The organism is Pseudomonas chaetocerotis (assembly GCF_015712105.2).
GTDB classification, from domain to species: Bacteria; Pseudomonadota; Gammaproteobacteria; order Pseudomonadales; family Pseudomonadaceae; genus Aquipseudomonas; species Aquipseudomonas chaetocerotis.
In genome coordinates this window covers 430,567-454,874 of record NZ_JACFYX020000002.1, presented here as the reverse complement: position 1 = coordinate 454,874, position 24,308 = coordinate 430,567, and the positions used below count along the sequence as shown (strand labels likewise).

At 63.0% G+C, this 24,308-nt stretch carries 20 protein-coding genes; 2 read left to right on the top strand and 18 right to left on the bottom strand.

Going from position 1 to position 24,308, the window contains the following annotated elements; translation table 11 throughout:
- Positions 1 to 93 precede the first annotated feature (93 nt).
- Both H3221_RS06095 and H3221_RS06090 read right to left on the bottom strand, forming a co-directional pair.
- On the bottom strand, positions 94 to 1,374 hold the full coding sequence (locus tag H3221_RS06095; RefSeq protein ID WP_196476710.1) for a TRAP transporter large permease subunit: 1,281 nt from the start codon (positions 1,372 to 1,374) through the stop codon (positions 94 to 96).
- 66 nt (positions 1,375 to 1,440) lie between these two features.
- Positions 1,441 to 1,944 (bottom strand): TRAP transporter small permease, encoded by a 504-nt coding sequence (locus H3221_RS06090; RefSeq protein WP_196476711.1) that lies wholly within the window; start codon positions 1,942 to 1,944, stop codon positions 1,441 to 1,443.
- A 228-nt stretch (positions 1,945 to 2,172) separates the two neighbouring features.
- Between H3221_RS06090 and H3221_RS06085 the strand changes: the two genes are divergently transcribed.
- Positions 2,173 to 3,708, top strand: coding sequence for a UxaA family hydrolase (locus tag H3221_RS06085; RefSeq protein WP_196476712.1), 1,536 nt, complete (start codon positions 2,173 to 2,175; stop codon positions 3,706 to 3,708).
- Positions 3,709 to 3,773: 65 nt separating this feature from the next.
- Here H3221_RS06085 and H3221_RS06080 read toward each other — a convergent pair whose 3' ends face one another.
- The 9 genes from H3221_RS06080 to H3221_RS06040 all read right to left on the bottom strand — a co-directional run bounded on the left by H3221_RS06080 (position 3,774) and on the right by H3221_RS06040 (position 18,206).
- On the bottom strand, positions 3,774 to 4,754 hold the full coding sequence (locus H3221_RS06080) for a GntR family transcriptional regulator (RefSeq protein WP_196476713.1): 981 nt from the start codon (positions 4,752 to 4,754) through the stop codon (positions 3,774 to 3,776).
- A gap of 351 nt (positions 4,755 to 5,105) precedes the next feature.
- Positions 5,106 to 6,476, bottom strand: coding sequence for an exopolysaccharide Pel transporter PelG (pelG, locus tag H3221_RS06075; protein ID WP_017676500.1), 1,371 nt, complete (start codon positions 6,474 to 6,476; stop codon positions 5,106 to 5,108).
- The gene (gene pelF, locus H3221_RS06070; RefSeq protein WP_196476714.1) at positions 6,476 to 8,002 is read right to left on the bottom strand and encodes a GT4 family glycosyltransferase PelF; all 1,527 of its coding nucleotides are present in this window, start codon (positions 8,000 to 8,002) and stop codon (positions 6,476 to 6,478) included. Before pelF ends, pelG begins: the two co-directional genes overlap by 1 nt.
- A complete protein-coding gene (locus H3221_RS06065; RefSeq protein WP_196476715.1) occupies positions 7,999 to 8,988 on the bottom strand; it encodes a tetratricopeptide repeat protein in 990 nt (329 codons plus the stop codon). The genes pelF and H3221_RS06065 overlap by 4 nt, the downstream gene beginning before the upstream one ends.
- Positions 8,966 to 10,333, bottom strand: coding sequence for a PelD GGDEF domain-containing protein (locus tag H3221_RS06060; RefSeq protein ID WP_196476716.1), 1,368 nt, complete (start codon positions 10,331 to 10,333; stop codon positions 8,966 to 8,968). The genes H3221_RS06065 and H3221_RS06060 overlap by 23 nt, the downstream gene beginning before the upstream one ends.
- Before the next feature lie 5 nt (positions 10,334 to 10,338).
- Positions 10,339 to 10,857 (bottom strand): penicillin-binding protein activator LpoB, encoded by a 519-nt coding sequence (locus H3221_RS06055; protein WP_196476717.1) that lies wholly within the window; start codon positions 10,855 to 10,857, stop codon positions 10,339 to 10,341.
- Positions 10,858 to 10,884: 27 nt separating this feature from the next.
- Entirely contained in the window at positions 10,885 to 14,487 is a 3,603-nt protein-coding gene (locus H3221_RS06050; protein ID WP_196476718.1) for a tetratricopeptide repeat protein, read from the bottom strand.
- Positions 14,462 to 17,233 (bottom strand): bifunctional glycoside hydrolase 114/ polysaccharide deacetylase family protein, encoded by a 2,772-nt coding sequence (locus H3221_RS06045; RefSeq protein ID WP_397427971.1) that lies wholly within the window; start codon positions 17,231 to 17,233, stop codon positions 14,462 to 14,464. Before H3221_RS06045 ends, H3221_RS06050 begins: the two co-directional genes overlap by 26 nt.
- 367 nt (positions 17,234 to 17,600) lie before the next feature.
- A complete protein-coding gene (locus H3221_RS06040) occupies positions 17,601 to 18,206 on the bottom strand; it encodes a glutathione S-transferase (protein ID WP_196476719.1) in 606 nt (201 codons plus the stop codon).
- A gap of 177 nt (positions 18,207 to 18,383) precedes the next feature.
- On the opposite strand from H3221_RS06040, the gene H3221_RS06035 reads away from it, so the two are divergent.
- On the top strand, positions 18,384 to 19,295 hold the full coding sequence (locus tag H3221_RS06035) for a LysR family transcriptional regulator (protein ID WP_196476720.1): 912 nt from the start codon (positions 18,384 to 18,386) through the stop codon (positions 19,293 to 19,295).
- Positions 19,296 to 19,415: 120 nt separating this feature from the next.
- Here H3221_RS06035 and madM read toward each other — a convergent pair whose 3' ends face one another.
- The 7 genes from madM to H3221_RS06000 all read right to left on the bottom strand — a co-directional run bounded on the left by madM (position 19,416) and on the right by H3221_RS06000 (position 24,307).
- Positions 19,416 to 20,180 carry a malonate transporter subunit MadM gene (madM, locus tag H3221_RS06030; protein ID WP_196476721.1) on the bottom strand — a complete coding sequence of 255 codons (765 nt, stop codon included), beginning with the start codon at positions 20,178 to 20,180 and terminating at the stop codon, positions 19,416 to 19,418.
- A 5-nt stretch (positions 20,181 to 20,185) separates the two neighbouring features.
- The gene (madL, locus tag H3221_RS06025) at positions 20,186 to 20,587 is read right to left on the bottom strand and encodes a malonate transporter subunit MadL (protein WP_196476722.1); all 402 of its coding nucleotides are present in this window, start codon (positions 20,585 to 20,587) and stop codon (positions 20,186 to 20,188) included.
- Between the two features lie 60 nt (positions 20,588 to 20,647).
- A complete protein-coding gene (gene mdcH / locus H3221_RS06020) occupies positions 20,648 to 21,574 on the bottom strand; it encodes a malonate decarboxylase subunit epsilon (RefSeq protein WP_196476723.1) in 927 nt (308 codons plus the stop codon).
- Positions 21,571 to 22,206, bottom strand: coding sequence for a malonate decarboxylase holo-ACP synthase (locus H3221_RS06015; protein WP_224490505.1), 636 nt, complete (start codon positions 22,204 to 22,206; stop codon positions 21,571 to 21,573). Before H3221_RS06015 ends, mdcH begins: the two co-directional genes overlap by 4 nt.
- Before the next feature lie 148 nt (positions 22,207 to 22,354).
- Positions 22,355 to 23,161: a biotin-independent malonate decarboxylase subunit gamma gene (gene mdcE / locus H3221_RS06010; protein WP_196474200.1), complete on the bottom strand. Its 807-nt coding sequence runs from the start codon at positions 23,159 to 23,161 to the stop codon at positions 22,355 to 22,357.
- 2 nt (positions 23,162 to 23,163) lie between these two features.
- Positions 23,164 to 24,015 carry a biotin-independent malonate decarboxylase subunit beta gene (locus tag H3221_RS06005; protein WP_196474201.1) on the bottom strand — a complete coding sequence of 284 codons (852 nt, stop codon included), beginning with the start codon at positions 24,013 to 24,015 and terminating at the stop codon, positions 23,164 to 23,166.
- Positions 24,008 to 24,307 carry a malonate decarboxylase subunit delta gene (locus H3221_RS06000; protein WP_196474202.1) on the bottom strand — a complete coding sequence of 100 codons (300 nt, stop codon included), beginning with the start codon at positions 24,305 to 24,307 and terminating at the stop codon, positions 24,008 to 24,010. Before H3221_RS06000 ends, H3221_RS06005 begins: the two co-directional genes overlap by 8 nt.
- Position 24,308 lies beyond the last annotated feature (1 nt).

Sequence of the window (24,308 nt, the reverse complement as noted above, 5' to 3'; positions counted from 1 at the left end):
CTTGTTTTTATTGCCGCCACGCATGGCGGGGAAATGGGCGAAACAGCCCGTTGCGCATTCACCGTCAGAACACGACGAATGCGGCGTTGTCGATCAGTAGAGCCACTGCGCGGGTATAAGCAGCAATTGCGGGAAGGCCAGCAGCAGGCCGATCACCAACAGTTCGGCGAGCAGGAAGGGCAGCACACCGCGAACGGTGGCGACGAAGTCGATCTTCGCCACACCGGCCACCACGTTGAGCACCAACCCCACAGGCGGAGTGATCAGCCCGATGGCGCAGGTCATGACGAAGATCACGCCGAAGTAGATCGGGTCGATACCGGCCGCGACCGCCACCGGCATCATCACCGGCGCCAGGATCAGGATGATCGGTGACATGTCCATGGCCATGCCGATCAGCACGATGATGGCGACGATCAGCAGCATCAGCAGACGCGGGCTGTCCATCAGCGGCTCCAGCACCTCGACCACCGAACTGGGCAGGTCGGCGACGGTGATCATCCAGGCTGCAACCATCGCCGAGGCCACCAGGAACATCACCATCGAGGTGGTCATCACGGACGACACCAGCACCTGGTACATGCTTTTCCAGGTCAGCTCGCGGTAGATCACCAGCGACACGAACAACGCATAGACAGCAGCCACCACCCCCGCCTCCGTGGGCGTGAAGATCCCGGCGCGCAGGCCAACCAGGATGATTACCGGCAGCAGCAGTGCCCAGATGCCTTCGTAGAACGCCTTGGCGACCTCTCGCATCGGCGCTCGCGGGCGGGTAATCAGCGTCTCGCGGCGCGAGATGATGGCCCAGGCGAGACACAACGAAGCGCCCATCATCAGACCGGGAGTGATACCGGCGAGAAACAGCTTGGTGATCGATACGTTGGCTGCAACGCCGAACAGAATCAGGCCAATCGAGGGCGGCAGAACCGGGGCGATGATGCCTGACGCAGCGACAAGACCACCGGCGGTCGCCCTGTCATGTCCCACCTTGACCATCATCGGCACCAGCAGCGCGGCCAGTGCAGCGGCATCGGCCGCGGCCGAGCCCGACAGGCTGGCCAGCACACAGGCCGCCAGGATGGTGACGTAGCCAAGTCCGCCCTTGATGTGGCCGACCAGGGCGATGGCCATGTTGACGATACGCCGGGACAGACCACCGGCATTCATCAACTCACCGGCGAGCATGAAGAAGGGCACGGCCATCAGCGGGAAGCTGTCGGCACCGTTGACCAGCCCCTGGGCGACGATCTGCGCGTCGAACAGATCGAGGTGATACATCATGGCCAGTGCGCACAGGATCAGCGCATAGGAGATGGGCACGCCAATGGCCATGGCGCCCAGCAGAGACAGCACGAATATCGCGATGATGACCATCACATCACTCCGATTCTTATTATGAAATTGAGCGCCAGCGACAGGCCGGCGAGCTGCCGGAAAGCGCTACTGATGCAGCTCCGCAGAGAGATCGGGCCGCGGTATTTCGCCACCCGCTGCCAGGCGGGCGACTTCGTAGAGATGAATCAGGCAGGCCGAGATACCGAAGAACACACCGGAGCCGTAGAACAGGCCCATCGACCAGCCAGCGACCGGCGATGGCACGTTCCAGTTGATCTCCATCTGCTGCCAACTCCCCCAGAAGAACAGCCCCGAGCAGGCCAGCATCAGCAGTTGGGACAGGATCAGACAGCCGCGCTCCCCCCAGCTCGGCAGCGCCCTTAGCGCCAGGTCCACGCTCATGTGACCGCGCTCGCGCAGCAGCACCACGGCACCGAGGAACGTCAGCCAGACAAAGGCCCAACGCGAAATCTCTTCGGAGATCAGGATGCTTTCGTTGAAGCCGTAGCGCAGCACGACGTTGCCGAATACCAGCACCACCATGGTCACCAGGCAGATGATCGCCAGCACCTTGAGCAGAGTGAAATAACCGTCGACGAGCTTACGCATGACGGCACTCCAACAGACGGACGATGGCGGCGTACAGGCAGGAAGTCGGCTGGCAGCCAACGCTCCCGGAAGGATGGGAATGATCCATCTGGAAAGCCTCACATTGTTGTTTTTGTGCGCTGACAAGCAGCCGTGTGAGGCCGACACTAACATCACAAATTATTGCGTGCAATGTTCATTTTTGTCAGTATCGCGGCCAGACGATCACAACAACAACGAGAACGCGCCATGCAACTCATCACCAACAGCCAGACCGTGGTTATCCTCAGCGACCAGGATTCCGTAGCCGTCGCCCGCCGTGCCCTGGCGCGTGGCAGCCGTGTCGAAAGCCTCGCCCTGAACGCCTTGGACGACATTCCCGCCGGGCACAAGATCGCCCGCCGTGCCATCGCCGCCGGCGAAGCCGTGCTCAAGTACGGCCAGGTCATCGGCGTGGCCAGCCAGGACATCGCCGCCGGCGCCCATGTACACACCCATAACGTGTCGATGCCGCAGAGCCACGCCAACAACCAGTTGCCGCCGCCCATCGCACGTACGCCAGTGCTGCCACCGGAGCAGCGCCGCCGTTTCATGGGCTACCGCCGCCCGGACGGGCGCGTCGGCACGCGCAACTACATCGGCATCCTGTCCACGGTGAACTGCTCGGCGACGGTCTCGCGTGCGGTGGCCGCGCACTTCAACGGCTCGGAACTGCTCAAGCGCTACAACATCGATGGCGTGGTGGCGCTGACCCACGGTAGCGGCTGCGCGATCAACACCGAGTCGGAAGGCTTCAAGTTCCTCGAGCGCAGTATCTGGGGTTACGCCTGCAACCCCAATGTGGCGGGTGCACTGGTGATCGGCCTGGGCTGCGAGACCAATCAGATCAGCTCGCTGATGAAGCGCTACAACATTTGCGAGGGGCCGAACTTCCGCGTCTTCAACATCCAGAATGCTGGCGGCACCCGCGCCAGCATCGCCCGCGCCATCGAGCAGGTGACCGAGATGCTCGAAGCCATCGGTCGCCTGGAACGCACCTCGGAAAGCGTCGAACACATCATGGTCGGCATGCAGTGCGGCGGCTCCGATGGCTACTCGGGCATCACCGCCAACCCGGCGCTGGGTTATGCCGCCGACCTGCTGGCCCAGCACGGCGGTACCGCCATCCTTAGCGAGACCCCGGAAATCTATGGTGCCGAACACCTGTTGATCGCCCGGGCGATCAGTCATGAAGTCGGCCAGAAGCTGCTTGATCGCCTGACCTGGTGGGAGCAATACACACGCATCAACGGCGCCGAGCTGAACAACAACCCCTCGCCAGGCAACAAGGCCGGCGGTCTGACCACCATCCTGGAAAAATCCCTCGGCGCAGCGGCCAAGGGCGGCACCAGCTCGCTCAACGGCGTGTACGAGTGGGGCGAGCCAATCACCGAGCGTGGCTTCGTGTTCATGGACAGCCCCGGCTATGATCCGGTGTCCGTGACCGGCCAGGTAGCCTCCGGCGCCAACATGATCTGCTTCACCACCGGGCGTGGCTCGGTGTCCGGTTTCAAACCCGCGCCGTGCATCAAGCTGGCCACCAACACCGAGATGTTCCGCAAACTTGAGGAGGACATGGACATCAACTGCGGCGGCATCGTCGACGGTGAGCTGAGCATCGCCGAAGCTGGGCACAAGATCTTCGACATACTCATCGAGATCGCCTCGGGCGAGCCATCCAAGAGTGAGCGGTACAACTACGGCGATAACGAATTCGTGCCGTGGCAGGTGGGTGCGGTGACCTGATTTTCAGGGTGCGGCGGCGCCCCCTGAGACGAAGGGTGCACCGTACGTACCACAGGCCGAACGACCTACGCTTCGATCCGCTCCAGATACGGCACTGCAGCGATCTGGTTGTGCTCGCGGAACTGCGCCAGACGCTGCTTGACCTTGTGCTCGGCGATCACCAGGTGCTCTTCCATGCTCTGCGCCGCCAGATCGGGGCGACCGGCCTGCAGGTTCTCGAAGATGCTCAGGTGCTCGCGGAAGAAGGGTTCTTCATCGGGGAAGTAGCTCTTGTCCAACAGGATGTGCTTACCCGACAGCAGCAACGAGTGGGTACGCCGCAGGATCTGCAACATCTGCCGGTTGGGGCAACAGCCGAGCGTTTCGATGTGCAGGTCGCTTTCCAGGTCATCGAACTGGCGACTGTCCATGTTCGGATAGAGCGCCATGGCCTGGTGCAGACGCTCGATGTAACCCTCGATCCGCTCGGGTTCGATGAACTCCGCAGCGCGCACCAGCACGTAGGGTTCCAGGCGTCGGCGCACTTCATACAGTTCGCCGAGTCGCTCCTCGTTCCACTGCCCGAGCTGCCAGCGCGAGCGCTCGTCGCGCTCGACCAGGCCCATCAACGACAAGCGCGTCAGTACCTGGCTGGAGACCGTACGGCTGATGGCGTAGTGGCGAGACAGTTCGAGTTCGTTGATGCGATAGGTGCCGAACAGCGACTGGTGCAGCAGGTCGCGTTCGATCTGATCGTAGACGGACTTCCAGGTTTCCGTCTTGCGCGGGGCCTGAGTGCGGTCATCCGTCAGTTTGAAATCGCTCGCCTCCAGCTTGCGCCGCAACACCTTGCCAGGCTGCGCCCCGACCAGATAACCACGACCGTCGAACGTGCAGACCAGACCTGCCTGATGCAGATTGAGCAGCGCCTGGCGCACAGGTGAACGGCTCACACCGAACAGATCCGCCATGGGGCCTTCGAGCAGCAACGTTCCCGACTTGAGGCGACCTTTGCGGATGCTCGTTGCGATGAGTTCGAACAACTGATCGTTGAGATGCTTCTTCATTATTGTTTTCGGGTCGTATGTGGGAAGGGGAAGAACCGCAGAGCGCCATACCCCGCAATACTCCTACATATGACAGCCTCATACAAAACAGCTATTGCATGCAATGTTCTTTATCGACAACTCGTTGCACCATGACGACATGCGCCACCCGATGTGCACGCCCTCACAACGAGCGCAACCGGTGATCCCCAGTGCCTAGGAACCGCAGGCGCAAGCAGCCATTCGGTCACAACCCGTTGATGACGTGCTTTCGCTCGTGACCCAACAGCAGCCCACCCTGCTTCAACCTGAGCTCGAGGGCGCTCACCGTCACCCTCGAACTCGCGTCAGGCCAAAGGCGCCTGAAGTCGCTTAGCGGCTGAGCATGAAGGTTTCGAACTCGAGATCGTCCAGCGCCTCGTTGAGACGATACAACCCGAGGAGCACGCACAGCAGCAGCGACAGGGTGAAACCGTAGCCGAAGAACGTCGGGCCAAGCATCTGGCTGAACAGGGTCAACGCACCGTTGGCCAGGACGAAGAGAACGCAGAGCTCGAGGACGATGGCGCGCTTGTCCAGATAGAAGAACACGTTGAGCAAGGCCATGAACACCACCTGAATGCTCACGCCGATCACGTCGATGTAGAACAGCGGCAGGTAGTAGTGCGAGATGCCCAGCCAGGACAACAACTGCGGCGCGAGCAGAAACAGCAGCACCAGGGTCAGCCCCTGCACCTTGCAGATTTCCATCAGGCCCTGGCGAATCGCCAGGATCATCTGCTCCTTGAGCCAGCCGATGTGCTGCAGGGTTTCCCCGCCGCGAATCGCGTCATAGACCCGCTCGTACCACTCGGCGAAGTCGGTTTCGATGCGCACCAGGAACACCGCCATGCCGGGGATGATCGACAGGTAGGCGAGGAAGATCGGCAGGTCATAGAGGATCGATGCGCGCAGCGGGCCGATCACGGCTTCGGAAGTCGACGGGTTGAACCAGAAGATGAACTTGTCGATCCAGATGCCCAGGTTGTAGCACAGCCCCGTCAGCAGGAGGCTGCCGAACACCTGGCGACGCTTGAGGAAATCGAACGCGACCAGACGCTCGGCCGGGTACTCGCGCAGGATGTCGAAGAGAAAGATGAACAGCAGGCTGGAGTGACCGATCAGCAGGCCCAGCAGCAAGCCGTCGATATTGAGAAAACGCAGCAGATAGGCCGAGGCGACCATCAGCGAGTAGCCGAGAAACATCACCCCGAGGATGCGGTTATAGGCCTTCATCCCGGACAGGAAGATGATCACCAGCCACAGGTTGCACAGCACCACGAAGTTGGCCATCACCAGCAGGCGATAGGAAAACGACTGATCGAACAACAGGCCCAGCACGCAGATCGCCAGCAGCCCCGAGACGATCGTCACCAGCAGCAGGATACCCACCAGGTTGGGCAGGATCAGATCCAGGCGCCGTTCGAACAGCCGGTCGGAGACGAAGCGGGTGAAAAACAGCTGCAGCCCGCCGGTGAGGATCAGCGACGTGGCCATCAGGTACGTCACGGTGACCAGGAACTGACCGATCAGCGTTTCCGGCAGCACCGCCCCCAGGCTCAGTACGCCGATGAGCATCACGCTGATGATCGACAATACCCAAGGGCCGGAACTGATCAGGCCGGCATACAGGTAGGCGCGCATCGTCGATGTGTAGGAGTCCTTGGACAGGATCTTCCTCAGTTCAAAGCCTATACCCGCCATTACGCGCTCTCCGTGCCTTCGCGATACAACTCGCGATAGCGCGCGAGCATCAGTTCTTCGGTGTAGTAACGGCGCACGCGCTCCAGGCCGACAGCCTGGGCCACCTTCCAGCGCTCGGGGTTGCGTAACAGCGAGAGGATGGCGCGCGAGGTGGCCTGCGGGTCGGCAATCGCCACGACTTCACCCGCCGTGCCGAGTTGGCGATCTTCCTCACTGGAGCCCTCGACAAGCTCGCGGCACGACCCTACGTCACTGGTCACCACCGGCGTGCCGGCCGCCCAGGCCTCGAGCACCACCAATGGCTGCGCCTCGCTGATCGACGTCAGCACCATAACACCCAGTTGCGGCATGACTTCACGCACCTGGCGAAAGCCCAGAAAGCGCACCTTGTCCTGCAGCCCCAGACTGGCCACCAGGCTATGGCACTCGGCCGCATAATCCGGATCTTCTTCTTCCGGACCGACGATCCAGCCCTCGGCTTCAGGGATGACGCTGACCACGCCACGAATGGCGCGGATGAAGGTTTTGACGTCCTTGATCGGCACCACCCGCCCAACCAGGCCGGCCACCGGCGGCACGCCTTCTGGCCGGCTTAGCAACGCCTGATCCCAACTGGCCAGATCGATACCATTGGGAATGACCCGAGTACGCTCCGCGGGAGCGCCGTCGAGCACCTGACGCCGCCTGTTGCCCTCGTACAGGGCGATGATGGAGTGCGCAGATCGGTAGGTGATCAGCCCGATACGCTCGAAGAAGCGGATCCACAGCCTGCGGATGTAGCTGACCTCCGCATCGAGGCCGGTGCTCAGGCGCTCGTCGGGGCTTTCGGCGATCCAGCCCGCCTGGGCCAGATCGATCTTGCGTTCCTTGGTATAGATGCCGTGCTCGCTGAGCAGGTAGTAGCAGCCCCAGCGGCGCTGCAGGACGCTGCCCAACATGCCCGCGTAACCGGTGGAGATCGAGTGCAGCATGCGCGCGCGCGGCAGCGTTCTGGAGACCTCGGCCAGCATGAACAGCGGCGCCTGCATGGAGCGCAGCGTCCAGAAGTAATTGACGAATGACGGATCGGCGCAGTGCTGGGTATAGCCGTCGACGATGGCATCCCAGCTGGCACGACTTTGCAGGAAAGCCTCACGGCCGATGCGCCCGGCAGCCAGGGTGTCGACGAATGCATCGCCCTGCTCGGCGCTGGGCTCATCCGGGTTGTGCAGGAAACGGTGCACATCCAGCATCAGCTCGGCCAGTTCCGCGCTCGCCCGCGTACTGGTGGTGGGAATCGAACTCCAGGCATCTTCGAGAAAATGCTCCTGAACGTGCACCACGTTGTCCGGGATGGCGTAGTGGCGCTTGCCGTAGGCCTCCTTCTGGCCGCCGATGAACAACACCGAGAAGGTCAGCTCAGGCAGCCCCAGAATCAGCTGGTTGATCCAGCTCGACACGCCCCCGCGCACGTAGGGCCAGGTTCCTTCGAGCAACAGGCAGACATCGACGCTCTGCACGTCGGGAACAGCGGATTTCTCACTCATAACCAGTATCTTGCCAAGGCCGCGAAGGGGGGACGTTGCAACAGCTCGGCCGGCATCGTCGCCAGCATGTCTGGAATTTCCTCATAGCGTTGACGCAAAAATGCGATCTCGGCCCGATAAGGCGCCAGTTGCACCGCATCCATCCCGGCCTGTGCGGACTGGTCGAACTGCGCCAAGGCCTCGTCGAGATTGCCCTGCTCCATGGCGATGCGCCCGGCCAGCAAGTACAACTCGCCACCCGGGTTGCCCTGCAGCGCCGCCATCACATGGCCCCAGGCCTGCTGCAGCACGTGCTCCAGCACACTGCCCTGAGCCAGGCCGACATAGGCGAGCTCCCAGTACCAACGCGCCAGTTCGGCGTGCAGCGCGATCTTGCGATCCGTACTGGCGCTCTCCATGTTTGCCAAAGCCTGTTCGATACGCTGATTGATGCGACTTTCACGTTGATCGAGCATCGAGTAAGCCAGCAAACGCACATCGTCAGATGGATCGCGCAGCGCCAGCTTGAGAATCGGGATGGCCTCCTTGCTACGCATGCGGCGTGTGGCGAAGATCGCCGTCAGACGCTGATCGGGATCAGGGGCGTGACGCAACACATCCTGCAGCCCGCCATCGCTGAACATCAGCTCACGCTTGCGCTCGCGGGGCCGGAAGGGCAACTCGGGAACGGCGGTCGCCTCCCAGGACTGCACCTTGCGCTTGCGCGGCAGGTAGAGGGCCGGAAACAACGCCAGCGCTACGCCGATCATCCCGATCAAGGGGATGAAGAACGAGACGCTGAAAATGAACAGCAGGCTCCAGGGCAAGGGGTAGCGATAGCGGCGCGGCAGCAGCAGCCAGATCCCGGCAGCCAGCATGGCGCTTCCCAGGCCATGCGCCGAGGCATAGAGCAACGCGGCCTGAGGAATCGGGAGATCGCTGACCGCACTGGCCCAGCTCCCGACCTCGAGCAGCGCGGCGCCGCTAAACAGCCACTTGCTGATCATTCAATGCACACTCGTTGAAGAGGAAGTGTCGCAATGCATCGCGCTCATCACCGCCCTCGAACAGGAACTGATGCGTCTGTATGCCCAGCGAATCAAGATCTCGGCCCTGGCCGAAGCGTTCTGCGAAAAGCTGCCTGATACGTACCAGATAGCCCTGCGCGCCCTCACCCGAGGTCAGCGGCAGCAGCACCAGCACGAGGCGACTGCCGCGCCCATTGATGACCTTGAGCTGGACATCGAGACCGCGCTGGCTGCCCTCCAGCAGACGTTGAATCTCTTCTCCATTTTCCTCGGCGAGTTCGAACGCATAGAGGCTGGCCGGCAGGTCGTGGTCGCGTGCATCGCTGAGCGAGCGCTTGAGCAATTGCGAGTAGTGCTGGGCGTCGGCATCTGGCAGTTGCAGAGCCTGCGCATCGCTCATCAACAGGTCGGCGATATGCCCGGACAGAATCGCCAGCAGGCTGAAACTGCGTTCGTGGAACATGAAGAACGGCATCTGCTGAATCGCCAGAACCGCCAGGATGCGGCCTTCGGTGTCGATCAGCGGCACACAGACCTGCAACGCGGAATGCCGGGCGCCCTCGCCACGATCCAGCACCTCGGAGCGCACACTGACCAATTCACCGCGCTGCAGGCACTGGCGCAACAGCACGTCCTTGCCGTTGAACTCGCCCATTTCCCCCAGCGTGGCCAGCGGTTGGGGGTCGACCTGAGCGTTGTCCATGACCCGATAGAGCCCCGCCACTCGCAGCGCCCCATATTGGGCAAGCAGGGAGATGACCGTATCGGCCAGGGTCTTCAGGGCGTCGCGATCACCCGGCAAGGCACGCAGCTGTTCACGCAAGCTGAGCAGCGAGCTGCGCAGACTCTGGTCGTTGCCCGCAACGCGTTGCTCCAGGCGGTCGTGCGAGATGCGCAGGATATGGTGGGAACGGGTAAATTCATCGAGCCGCAGCTGGCGATACTCGTTGGCCAGACTGAGTCGCTCGAGACGGCGCTCCCAGATGTCGCGAAACTCCCCGACCAGCATGCTGCAAAGCAACATGCCGACGATGAAGGACGCCGGGATCTCCAGATAGAGCGCCCACCCCGACAGCCGAAACACGAACAGCGCAGCGATCAGCAATGCAGCACTGAACAGCCCCTGCAGGAATCCGTAACGAACGCCGAGCAGGATCGGTACGAGAATCATCCAGGGGAACGACGCCACCACGAGCAGGGGGTCGTCCGGCGATAGCCAGTAGCCGAAACCTAGGGCGAGGAGGCTCAGCAGGCAGGTTTCCCACCAGGAAACACGGCCACTGGCCCTCGGCGCAAGAATGAAATCCTTATGGGCAGACTGCATCGTCATCACTCGAAGTCGAGGTTACCGACCAGCTCACGCAGCACCTTCTGCGCCGCCCCCGCCAGACTCTCGCGCGACCAACCCGCACGGGCACCACTCGAACTCCAGACCACGCGACCGGTCGCCGGCTCCAGCACCTGCAGACTGACGCCTACGGCGGGTTCACCGTCGAGGCCATTCTTGTACTGCCACTCCTCGACGCTACCGGTGATCACGTAAGCCAGACGCTGTTGACGCGCCCAGTCGAGCGCCTGGATCTGGCGCTCACGGTCGTCCTGCAGCAACAGGTCCTGTCGCGGTGCCTGGGGATACATGAGCGGGCGTACGCCCTCTTCCGCCAGGATGCTGATCAGTATCTGCTCGGCGCGCTCACCGGCCTGCGGCGTCTGGGCGTAGTTGACCAGCGGCGCGACACCCCAGGCGGCTTCGCGCGGCAGCGTCTGGCCACTTTCGCGGGTGAAGCTCGAGCACCCGGTCGCGAGTGCTGCAATGACCACCAGGGTCAGGCAACGGATGATTTGCATCGTCATTCCTCCTTTGAGAATCCTTGCTTAGCGCCCAAAGCGGGTGCTGTAGGTAATACCCATGGACCCACCGGCATCACCCTCTCCACCACGGGGAGCGGATTGATAGCCGAGGGTCACAGCCAACTCGTCATCACCGAACAACTCGACGCCAACCCCCAGGTTGATGCCGTAGTTGAACTGCTTTTCCGTCCACTGCCAGCCGGCAATGGTGTCGACCATCCAGGTGAACTGTGGACGGGTTCGATTCAGTGCGCCGGGGAAGCCTCGGCGCCAGGTGCTGGCGACATACACCTGGCCGTAACGATCCTGCATGAGCTCTTCGCCCGGGATCGTCGCCCCTGGCGTGGTATCGAAGGGTATGTAGGCACCTCCGTTCGCGCTCAGAAGCTCACTGGGAACCTCGCTCTCGACACTGTTCTTCTGGTAATCGAGGCCGGTGCGCAGCAGCCAGGAAGGATCGTCGAAGAACAGCATGTGCCCCCACTCGACGGATACGCCATTGCCTGTGCCGAGCGCATCGCCGCTTCTCGAGCTGTAGCGGCTGTGCGTGATCGACCAGCTCAGCTGGTCACGCGCGGAAAAGCCGTGCTGACCTCTCAGACCCAGTCCGTCACGCATACCCAGGGCGCGCAACAGCCCGGTGTCATCGGTCTGCCGGTGCCAATCCACGGCGACGCCCAGCTCGTCACGCGAGCTCAGGCGCCAGGTCCGCTCGACGCCGAGACCGTGGCGGTCATCGTCATCGCGCAGACTGCTGTCGAGGTACAGGCTGAGGTCGCCATCGGACAGCTCTCGACGAGTATGCAGCTTGAGATTGCGCTCGTTGCCCATCACCGCGCTGTCCAGGTTGGCGCTGTCATAGCGCACCTGGTCGAGTTGCAGATCGGCATACCAGTCGTCGCCCAGATTGCGCGCGACGCGCAAGCGAGGCCCGGAGATATCCAGGTCACCGAAGTCGGTCTTGTGCCAACCCAGCTGAAGGCCCTGCGGCGAGCGCTCCAGCATGCCGGTGGCCTGATAGAGCAGTTGCTGGCGAATGGACGCGGGCTGCTCGTCGCCCTGGGCGCTGAGTGCGGTGGCCAATGCCTCGCCGTCATGCCCCAGGCGCGCAAGAACCTCGACCTGATGTGCCACGTCCAGGCTGCCGCGCTGCAGAAGACGCTGCATCTGCTCACGGTTATCACTGCGCAGCGCCTGCTGAATCTGATCGTAGTTACCTGGCTCGAGGCCGCGTGCAGCCCCCCACGCCAGCCAGTCGTCCTTGAGTGCCGCCTGGTTGCCGGCGTCCAGTCGCTCGAGAAAATGTTCGAACCAGAGTTGCAGCGTCGCCTGTTCGCCATTCCACAACTGCCTGGCCTGCGCCAGCGACACCCGCGATCCCTGGCTACCGGCGAGCAGGCGCAGGTACATGGCATAACCTTCCGGCGTCGCGAGGATGCGTGTGCGGTCCATATCCTTGAGCAATTGACGACGCAGGCGCCAGGCCAGGTCGGCATAACCGGCAGCCTCGGCGGCATCGGCGTAAGCGGCCAGCACCAGACGATCGGATGGATTGGACTTGAGGTGCTGACGGAACCAGAGCAAGGCCTCGCGTGTGTTGTTGAGCATCATGTGGCCAGTCGCATAGGGCAGCCACAAACGACTGTCAGCGACGGCCCTTGAGCGCCATTGCGGCAGCAGCGCCGCGAGGGCATCGCGCTGGGCATTGTCGATGTAGAACCAGAGCATGCGCTGACGGACCAGGTTGTCTTCCGGGAACTGGGCCAGGGCTTGCTTGTAGAATGCGTTGGCCTGCTCGTATTGCCCGTCCTGGGCAGCGAGCGCTGCACGGGCGAGCCAGTACTGCGAACTGCCGCGGCCCGCCGGCGACTGCTCCGCTTCAGCCAGCAGCGCTCTGAGCGTATCCCAGTCACGCAAGGTCTCGGCCAGCTGCAATGCCATGGTCAGCCGCGCCACCCTGCCGGTACGCCGCCAGCTTTCGACGAGGACCTGCAGGGCGCGACGCGGCTCTTTGTCCCAGTAGATTCGTATCAGGCGATCTTCATCGTCCCTGTCCAGCGGCACGTCGAGGCTGACCAGGCGCTCGTACGCCGCACGAACGTCGGCATCGCGCTCGAGCTTCCAGGCAAGATCAGCGCGTAACTGCCAGTACTGCGGGTCATCCACCGCGCTCGCGTCCACGGCGGTCAATACCGCCCAGGCCTGCTCCGGCTGAAAGAGGTTCCAATGCACCTTGGCCCAGCGGATGCGGTCTTCAGTGGTCAGGCTCGTGCGCTCAGCCATGCTGGCCCAGAGCTCAGCTTCCTTGTCGAGCTGCTGAGTGTTCTCCAGCAGCATGCGCAGGCGCTTGCGGGCAAACAGATGATTGGGGTAGCGCTGCAGATAAGCCCGTAGCCAGGATTCCGCATCTTCAGGAGTGCCGCGGACCTCATGGCTGTACACCAGCGTGTCCACTTCCTGATCCGTCATCTGCCGCAGGCGGTCGATGGCCGAGAGCGTACTGACCACCTGATCGAAATCGAACAGCTGCAATGCATAGCGCCAGACACGCTCACGCATTGCCGGGTCTTCCTGATGGGCGAGCATCTGTACCCAGTAGTTCAATGCCTGCTGGGTATGACCGGTCCACTCAGCCAGGCGTGCCAGCTCCGCCATCAACTCGAAATCATCGGGAGCCTGCTCCAGCAGTTGCGGTCCGAGCTGCCAGGCACGCTCGATGGCTCCGGATGCCAGACTGAGGCGGAAGTCGGCATTGAGCGCCCGATGATCATCGGACTTCAGGCTCAGCCAGTGCTGAACGAACGTCTCGGCAAGATCGAAACGCTGCGCCGCCTGAGCTGCGTCCACGCCTTCGGCGAGCCAATCCAGCGACTCTTGCTCGGCATTCAACTCGCCCAGATGCTGAGCCAGCAGCTCCGCGGCCTGCGCGGAATGGTTGGCGGCACGCAAGGCGTTGAATGCCTCACGCAGCAGCTCGAGCCGCTTTTGCGCATCGGGCTCTGCCTCAGCCAACTGCAGATAGAGCTGAGCAGCACCACTCTGGTCATTGTTCGCCAGGCTCCACAGAGCGGCCTCGCTCAGCCAGTGCGTGCGTCGCTCGGCATCACGCTCGGCGAGTGCCTTGTAGGACGTCACGGCAACATCCAGGCCGCCGATCTCCAATGCGTAACGCGCTGTACGCTCCAGCATGGAGTTATCCAGGTCAACGATGTTCAGCGACCGCAACTCAGCGATCAGCTGTGCACGCTGCGCATCGCTGATACCGTTCGGATCGGCCTGAGCCCTGAGGATATCCAGCATCACCACATAGAACGGCGTAATGGCCACAAGGCGGCCTTGCAGCTGCTCGAGATACTCGCGGGCGCGCTTGAAGTCACCGACCTGAATCAACTGATCGATCAGTCTCAGTCGCAGCTGGTCATCTTCTGGGTGTGCCTTGATCAGCAACTCGGTATAGCTGATGGCAACCGCGTCAGGCGCCGTATCAGCGGCCGGAAGGAATACGTCCTCGCTCTTGTAGGACAGCGCCAGCAGCGCAATCACGAAGAGCGCGACCAGCACGATCATCCATGGGTTGAGCAGGCGCGTCTGGCGCTCACGTTTACGGGTTGCAGATAAGCTTTCCATCTCTCACCCGCTTCATTGGCAACTCGAAGTGCCAGATACCCTTGTCAGCCCTCGCCTGAAAGCGACTGCCCCCCACCTGTACCTGACACGCCTTGTCCGAGCGAACGCTGAACGTCAGCGGGAATTCCCCCTCGAAGGAAAACGTGACGTTTCGGTCATCGTTGTAACGCCAGGCAGTCAGCGGGATGTTGGCCTCTTCCAGAGACGGACGCGGATCACGCGTTTCGCGCAGCGCCAGCACAGCTGTAGGTCCACTGAGGTGCACGTACCGTCCCTGTGGCAGATCGCGCACACCCGCAACCCCCTCGGAGCGCGACAGATCGGGCCAGCCCAGCGACGGGTCGAGACGCAGCGTACGCATACCCACCAGCCCTCTGACCAACCAGGCGCCATCGCTGCGCTTGGCCAGGCTCGCTCGGTAGAGGCCCTCTACCCGCTGGATGTAATCACTCATCCACAGCGAAAGCGGCTGACTGTCGACCATGGCCTGATAGGTCTGCTTCATCACCCGAATGGAGGCCTGCTTGGTCCCCGAGTAGAAGTGGTAATACAGATGAAAGCCGCGCAGGCGGCGCGGGCTGTCGGTCAGCGCGAAGGTTTCCTGTACACCACGGAAGCCGTAGTAGGGCCCCGTCCATAGATTCGTATAGACGTTCTCGTTGATCACCGGCGCATAGAAGTGCAAGCCCCCGGAGGTCGGGCGAAGCAATGGATAGAGGCCGGTCAGCGAAGGGTAGGCATTGGTCAGAACCGTGTTGCCGCCGTTGACGTTGGGCAGACCGCTTTCATAGGCCAGCTTGAGCGTCTCGGCACTGGGCATGGCATCGCCCGACCAGAAGATCATCTTCACCGGCTTCTCAGGCGTGGTCAGACGCTGATTGATGTAGTCGCGCGCGCCCACGACCTCGCGCTGCATGTCCAGCGTCTTGTAGCCCGGAATGGCCATCATGTATCCGTACTGCGCCTCGAAGTCCTCACGCTGCGACGACTTCTCCGGCTGCCAGAAGAACGGGTGGCTGAAGGTATGGCTGGCGACTTCGACCTTGGGATCGGCAAATATCTTGCGGGCAATCGGCTCCAGCTCACGAGCCAGGTGCGGATACATGCCCTTGGGGCCGACCTCGCCTTCGATCACTGAAACCGACGTCAGCAACGGATAGGGGGTGATGAAATCATCCAGTACCTGGATACCGGAGTACGGAGTACCAGTTACTTCAGCGCGCGAAACGAAACCATCGCCATCGAGGTGCACAGTGGCGATACGCCGACCGTTTTCCGTCGTCGTGTCAGGCCTCGGCAGAGGTGGCAAGGCAAAGGCGCGCTTGAGGAAGGCGAACGGGTCGACGATCCAGCGACGGTGATCCAGCCCCTCCTCGAATACATAAGGCGTCAGCACGTATCCACCCCAACCGCCCGTAGCGACAGGCACATAGCGCCTCTCACCGCTACGCAGAGCCACAGCGGCCTGGGTCACGTCAGGATTGGTAACCGTCAGCGCGGGCAGCTCCCGGGTACGCAAGCGCATGGGCGCCTCGAACCCACCGACCAGCGCGGCATCATGCGATTCCAGCACGGCGTCATCGGCAATCGGCTGCGACAGGGCGCGAATACCAAGACGGCTGAGCAGGCTGTCGTTGTCCAGCGGCAGACCGGAAAAGAAAGCCAGCGGCACCTGTTCATCGAGTCGCTCGTTCAGCCAACCCTCGAAGATGTCGCGCTTTTCCGGGGCGCCACTGGTCATCCATACCACAACGCCGGCATACAGTCCCTTGAGCGAACGTTGCGGCAACGAGGCGTCGGCAGGCCAGTAGTCGACGCGATATCCCAGGTACTCGAGCAACCCGCCAAGATAGATATGGCCCGGGTTGTCCTCGACCTCACCTTCCCGAGGGTCATAGACCAGACCGATACGCCGTGGCTGGACCTCGATGGAACTCATCCCCAATGCATTCAGTGCAGGCGACGTGATGTAGGGAATGAAACCCTCACGAACCAGGCGCGCAGCCAGTTCACGAGACGCCTCGCGCTGCTCCGGAGGCAGGTATTCGATCGCCACGACAGGGATGCCTTTTGACCGTGCGTCATCGAGGTGTGGCAACAACCAGTCGCGATCACGCTGGGGCACCTGACGATAGCCGCCACTTGCAGCGTCCCAGCCTGCATAAAGGGACTCTACGGCGACGGCAGACGCGACGCCCGGTAGCTCGGGCAGCACATCGAAACCCCGATTGAAGAACAGCTTGAGCCCGGGCTCACGGCGATGCATCTGCTGCAGAAGACTTTTCAGGGCCAGGCGCTGCGGCTCCTGAAAAGCCTTGGGTTGAAGATGGAAGCTGTCCAGCGTATCGAGAAAAACACCGTCATAGCCTTGCCCTTTCAGAGCACTGACTCGGCCCAGGAGATAGTCGCGCCAGGCGGCTGCCTCGAGATCCATGACCTGGCTGTTCCAGGCACTGTTTCTGATGCTGCTGGCTGCGTCCTGCAAGCCGGCCGCAGTGAGATCACCCTGGTATTCACCGACCGACAGGTAAGCGAACACCGTGCGGCCCTGGGCTTTGAGATACGCGAGGTCGGAAGCGGAGACATGTCCGGGCTCAACAACCACCCACTCGAACTGGGAAAGCTCGGGCAGCGGCGGCTCATCGGCGTACCAGAAAGCCACGCTGGAGGGCTGGGCAAGTGCTGTACTAGCGAAAAACGCAACGGCCAGGCTGAAAAGCCCAGCTATTCCCTTTGAGAATTTCAACTGATCAACCCACTGAACTGGAAAGCGCTTGCACGCCTACTTCTCACAGAAACCTCTGGCGAGGCGTCCCCCCATCACTTGCTGAAACTCTAGTCGACCCCCGGACCTCGAGCACAATCGTGACGCTTGTTATGTATCGGCATTGAATCAGCCCACTCAACAAACTGTCAATTTTCTGATATTCAACTCAGACGGGCGGCATCAAATCTCAAAACAAGTCAATTAAATGACTAACCTTGGACGATAGATACGCCAGAATAATAGCCTTTTGACATCAATCCGAGCAATCTTGCGCCAGAGACTCGACAATTCTCGTTTCGTTATTGCACGCAGAAGTGAAGCTAAACCCCTCAGCACTGCCGGACTCTCAGACCGGCGTGCTGGCCTGCATCGAGGTGCGCTGCGCGAAAGCCCGCTGGAAGTCCGCCAGGCCAGGATGAGCGGCGCGCCAGTCGAGGTCGGCGAAGCGGAAATCCAGATAGCCCAGTGCACAGGCGACGCCAATCTGCGCCAGGTCGAGCGGGCCCTGTAGTCGTCCGACATGGCGCTCCAGCTCTACAAGGGCGCGCTGCACCTTGCCCAGTTGGCCCTCCAGCCAGGCCGCCCACTGCAGCTCCGCCGGGCGCACTCCGCGCTCGTAACGCGCGAGCAGGGCCGCGTCCATCAGGCCGTCGGCCAGTGCGGCCAAGCGTAGTACCTGCCAACGCGCCGCATCGCTCGGCAGCAGCTTCTGGCCTTGGTGCAGGGAATCGAGGTATTCGCAGATCACGCGACTGTCGTACAAGGCCTCATCGTCATCCGTCAGCAGCACCGGAATCTTGCCCAGCGGGTTGAGGGCATTGACCCGTTCGTTGAGCGTGGTCGGCAAAACGGCGGTGTCGAGCAGCTCGATTCGGTCCAGCAGGCCGGTTTCCGCGGCCAGCACGCGAACCTTGCGGGCGAAGGGTGAGGCGGCGGCGTAGATCAGTTGCATGGGCAGATTCCTGGGGCGCGTGAAGAGAGAGCCGATTAGCGCTCGCACTAAAGCACAGTTCGCACGCAGAGATCATCTGGCCAAGCCGGCTCACACACCACCAAAGTCGCACCAGCCGATCACCGCTGCCCCGCACGGATGCGGCACAATCAGCCATCGCAGGAAAAGGACAGGCCGATGCTGATCGATGAAGAACTGACCCTGAAGAAGCTGGAGGTCTTTCTCGCCTTCATGCGCAGCGGCAACCTGGCGCGCGCCGCCAGCGAGCTGCAGACCAGTAACGTCAGCGTGCACCGCGCCATTCACTCGTTGGAAAGCGCGCTGCGCTGCCCGCTGTTCAAGCACGAGGGACGCAACCTGATTCCGCTGGAGAGCGCCTATGTGCTGGAGGAAAAGGCCCAGAAGCTGATCCAGGACGCCCAGGAGATGGTGCGCCTGACTCGCGAGACGGCGGGCTTCGGCGCCGAGCGCTTCAAGCTCGGCGCGCTCTACTCGCTGACGGTGAAGACCGTGCCGCAACTGATCATGGGCCTGAAGCTGCGGCGCAGTGAGTTGAACATCGACCTGGTGCTCGGCTCCAACGTCGACCTGCTGTACAAGCTGAAGAACATGGAGCTGGACGCCATCCTCATCGCCCTCGACGACAGCGTCAGCGACCCGGATTGCGAACAACTGGCGCTGTTCTCCGATGACATTTTCCTCGCCACACCCAATGACTCGCCGTTTGCCGATCACGCCGAAGTGGATCTGGCCGCTCTGCGCGATTCGACCTTCATCACCCTGACCCAGGGCTACGCCACCTTCCGCGATGGCGAGCGGGTGTTCAAGCAGGCCGGCTTCGAACCCAAGGTGGCGATGCAGGTGAAGGATATCTTCACCCTGCTCAGCATGGTCAGTTCGGGCGTCGGCTATGCCCTGCTACCGGGGCGTGTGGCGGCGGTGTACGAGAACCGGGTGAAGCTGATTCCGCTGCAGGCCAAGTACCACCTGCAGCAGCATATCGGCGTGGTGTTTCTCAGGGCCAAGGAGCGCGACCCGAACCTGCTGGCGCTGCTGGCCGAATGCCGGATGTACAGTCGGCAGTCGTAGTCGCAAGCCATAGGCACCAGGATGATCGTTCATACGCGGTCATCCTGGTGCGCACGGCGCACCCTACGTGGGCAGCGCGTTCAGCCCAAATAAAAAGCCCGCCACAAGGGCGGGCAAAGGTCAGCCCAGAAGGCCTCGCATCAGAAAGTACAGCAACGATGGACCAAGCAAGCAGCCCAGTGCGGTGTAGAAGGCCGCCGTCAGGCAGCCGTAGGGCACCAGCTTCGGATCGGTTGCCGCCAGGCCACCGGCCACGCCACTGGAGGTGCCCATCAGGCCGCCGAAGATCACCGCGCTGCGCGGATTGTTCAGGCCGATATAGGGCGCGATGAAAGGAGTGGCCACCATCACCAGGATCGCCTTGATCAGGCCGGCGGCAATCGACAACGCCATGACGTCGGAGCTGGCACCGATGGCTGCACCGGTCACCGGGCCGACGATATAGGTCACGGCGCCGGTGCCGATGGTGGTCAGGCTGACCACATCGGTGTAACCGAAGGCCATGGCCACCGCCACGCCGGCGATAAAGGAGGTGAACACGCCGACGAACAGCGCCAGCACACCGGCGAAACCGGCGCGTTTGAGTTCTTCGACACTCACGCCGAAACCGGTGGCGACGATGGCGAAGTCACGCAGCATGGCGCCGCCGAGCAGACCAATGCCAGCGAACAGAGGAATGTCCACCAGGCCCTTCTGACCACCGGTGTAGGCACCGCCGATGTAGGACAGCAACAACCCGAGCAGGATGGCGATGGCCGAGCCGTGCAGGCGACCCTTGGTGAACTTGTCGGAAATCCAGTACGACACCCACATGGTGATGCCGATGATGGCGAAACCGCTGAGCAGGCCGTAGCCAGTAATGACTTTCATCAATGATTCGTACATGGCAGTCACCGTGGCGCTTTGGTCAGGGAGGGAGCAGCGTCGGTTTCAGGCTTCTTTTGCCCGATCCGGCTGAGCACGGGGACCAGCGCAAAACCGATGGCGACGGCAGCAGTACCGGCGAGAATCGCCATCGGGCCACCTTTGAGGGCTCCGTAGACGTTCTGCTGGGCGGCCATGGCGACCACGATGGGGATGTAGATGGCGCTCCAGAACTCCACGCCCTGTTCCGACTTGCCGGTGAACAGGCCACGCTTGCTCAGGTAACTGCCCAGGAAGATCAGCAGCATCATGGCGATGCCGACACCGCCGACGTTGGCGGGGACGCCGATGAGTTTGCCCAGCAGCTCTCCGATGAAGATGCCTGCCAGGGTGCAGAACGCCAGAAAGGCGACACCGTAGATGATCATTGTTGTTGTCCTCGGTTCATATCGAAGTTGTTGTTCTTGTGCTTCGGTAAACGCTACGGCTCAGTGGTCGCGGCTTACCTCCTGACGCAACATGGCGTCGAGTGTATCCAGACGTGCGCCCTCGAAGGCGATTGCCTGGCCGGCGTCGAAGATGCGCCGGGCGAGCCCGGTCAGCACGCCGCCGGGTGGCAGTTCCAGGTGCAGGCGCACGCCGCGTTCATAGGCGGTGACGAGCGTGGCCTGCCAGTCGACGACACGGCTCATGTTGTAAGCCAGGTCGTCGCGCAGGGTTTGCGGATCACGGATCAGGCGCGCCGAGCTGCTGCTCAGGTAGCGCACCTGCGGCGTGCGCAATTCGACGCCAGCAAAAGCGTCAGCCAGCGCCCGCGCCGGTCCGTCGAGCAAGACGCAGTGCGACGGCACGCTCATGGCCAGGCGCTTGGCCATACCGGCACCAAGCGTGCGAGCGCGCTCGGCCACCGCCGCCATGGCGCCATCGCTGCCGGCGATCACCAGTTGGGTTTCGCCGTTGATATTGGCCAGGTACACCGGGCCGTCGGCGTCGGCCAGCAGGCGTTCGATGCTGGCCTGGTCGAGGCCGAGGATGGCGGTCATGCCATAGCCACTGGGGTAGGCGCGCTGCATCAGCTCGCCACGCAGGGCGACCAGGCGCACGGCATCGGCAAAATCCAGCGCACCGGCTACCACTGCAGCGGCATAGGCGCCAATGGACAGGCCGGCCACATAATCGGGGCGATGGCCGCGTTCGCCCAGCAGCCGCGCGGCGGCCACGCCGGCAATCAACAGGCAGAGCTGCACGGCGCGGGTGCTTTGCAAGGCTTCGGCAGAATCCAGCAGGCGTATATCCTCGCCCAGCGCGGCGCTGGCCTGCTCGATACAGGCCTGCACTACCGGCGCGGCGGGCAAGGCCTGAAGCATGCCGGGCTGCTGCGCGCCCTGCCCAGGGAAGGCCCAGAGCGTACTCACGCCGCCACCTGCTGCAGTTGCCAAGGGTCGCGCACCAGCAGCGGGCCGTTCTGGGTTTTCAGCAGGACGCGCGGCGCCTCGCTGGCCCACTCACGCAGCGCCACAGCGCCGTAAGGTGTTTCCAGCTGCAGGTCGATACGACCCGGCGCGGCATCCAGCAGAACGCACAATGTGCGCGCCTCGGCGCGAGAAAGCTGATCGGGCGCACGTAACGACAAGTCGAGATCGCTATCCGGGTGGGCGGCACTGATACCGCTGGCCAGCTCGAAGCCCAGGCTGCCGGTCACGCCCCAGGCCAGGCCCAGGGCATCGAAACGTGGTGCCAGTTGGCTCAAGGCTCGCAGCGCCGGCCAGTGCGGCTGAGCGTGGCTACGCCAGCGCCCGGCCCGGGCCACGGCTTGTGGGCTGACCAGACGGCTGATCTCGTTTACACGCATCCAGGTGGCATGCCGCTGTTCACGTGCAGAGCCACGAATACCCACCGCGACCCATCCGGTGTCAGCCGGTGCTCGGCGCACCACCACCGGCACATGCCCGCCCAGAGCGGCGCGAGCCCAGGCCGGCGCCTCCTGCGGCAGGTGCTCAGGAAGCAGGCCCCAGAGCAGATCATGTGGACGGGGTGTGGGGTGCATGGTTTCAATCTCCGGGTTATTGGCATTTCGCTTCTGGTTGACGGGTTACAGGCGCCCTGCGGCTGGCCTCGGACGTAGGGTGCGCCATGCGTACCGATTCGGTTTCTGGTGCGCACGGCGCACCCTACGGCGGTCGTTCACACCCCGTTCACCACTGCGCGCGCAAGGCCTCGCGCACCTGGGTGGAAGCCACGCGGTTGGCGGCGCCCAGGCGGCTACGCAGATCACGCGGCGACTCGGCGATGTCGGCCAGGGCACGATTCAGGGCGTCCTGCACGCGGGCCAGATCGGCGGCCGTCGGCTGCGTCACCTGTTGCACATCGAGCACCTCCGCCAGCAGGCCGAGCGAGGCGTAGCTGTCCAGGTCGTAGGCCATCGGCGGCACGCTGGCGGCCAGCGCCTCCAGCTCATCGACACTGCGCAGGGTGATGCGCGCGGCAGCGGCCTTGCCCATGGCATGCACCATCACCCCGGCGTCACGCAGGGCGATCAGGCGGTTGGCCTGGTAGCCGTGGGCGAGAAAGGCGCCGGACATGGCCTTGCCCACCAGCAGGCCGATCACCGCGTGCCCGGCCAGACGGGCACGGGCATAAGCGTCCACCGCGCCAGCCAGTGCCTGATGGATGCCATAGGCCTCCTCACGCCGGCCGTAGGCCTGGCTGGGCACGTCGACGATGGCGATCAGCGCCCGTTTGTGCAGGTTGCCGCGATCTGCCTCGATGGCTTCGTCCACCGCCTGTGCCAAACCCCAGCCTTCGAGCAGGCCAACCTCGCCGTTGCGGGCGCGGGGGAAGGGATTGTTGGCATCGGCGATAACCGCCAGATAGCGCACCGCCTGACCGGCCAGTTCGCCATCGGCCACCCGCAGCGAAGCAGGCAACCCTTGTTGCGGCTGGGCAGCGCCGGTCAGGGCCTGGAACCAGTGCAGGCCGCGTTGTTCCTGTGCAGTTGTCATGTTCATGCTCCCTGGTAGGCGCTGCGCACGGCAGCGGCATCGGCCTGGACGGAAGTGTCGACAGCGCGCAGGCGCTGGAGGAACCAGGCGTGGCGACGGCTGCGTTCCAGCACGGGTTTACCCTTGGCGAACAGCCCGTGCAGTTCGCCGCGGATCGCCTCCACGTCGTCGCTGACATAGCCGTCGACCAGGCCACTGGCATGACGCTGCTCGCCGCCGGTCAGGCTCCAGATGAAGGGACGGTCACGCGAGTCGTACTCGTCCAGCCCGGCTTCCTGTTCGATCACCTGCGGGCCGTTGAGCCCCAGGCGCGCCTCGCGGGTCACCAGCAGGTAGCTGCACAGCCCGGCGGCGATGGACATGCCGCCGAAACAGCCGACCGGGCCGGCTACCAGGCCGATCACCGGCTGAAACGCTCGCAGTTCGACGATGGCAGCCTGGATCTCGGCGATGGCCGCCAGGCCCAGGTTGGCTTCCTGCAGGCGTACGCCACCGGTTTCCAGCAGCAGCACGGCGCGGCTCGGCGTGCCGTTGCGGTTGTCTTCGGCGGCCAGCTCCAGGGCACCGGCAATCTTCGCCCCGCCGACTTCACCCAGACTGCCGCCCTGAAAGGCGCCTTCGATGGCGATGACCACCGCTGGCTGACCATCGATCAGCCCCTTGGCCACCACCACACCGTCATCGGCCTGCGGCACGATGCCCTGCCTGGGCAGCCAGGGCGACATCAGCCGGGCGAAGGGATCGAGCAGCTCGCGGAAACTGCCGGCATCGAGCAGTGCGCGAGCCCGCTCACGAGCACCGAGTTCGGTGAAGCTGCGCTGCGCCAGCAGGCGCGCAATGTCTTGCTCAGCCATGGTTCAGTTCCTCCATGCCCTGTTCCAGGCGCAGGCGCACCACACCCGGCGTGGCGCCGAAATCATGAATGGAGATGTTCAGCGCGGGCAGCTGCTGCTCGCGAAACATGCGCTCGAACAGCAATTGCCAGCGCGGCGCACTGCCGTTCACCGAGGTCACCACCTGGATCGCCAGGGTGCCGGCCTGGCCGGGTTCGAGCAGCACTTCCAGGTCGCCGGAGCCGACGCAGCCAACCAGCGCGCGGCTCTGTGCCGGTTGCCCGGCGGGAAATTCAAAGGACAGGGTTTCCATT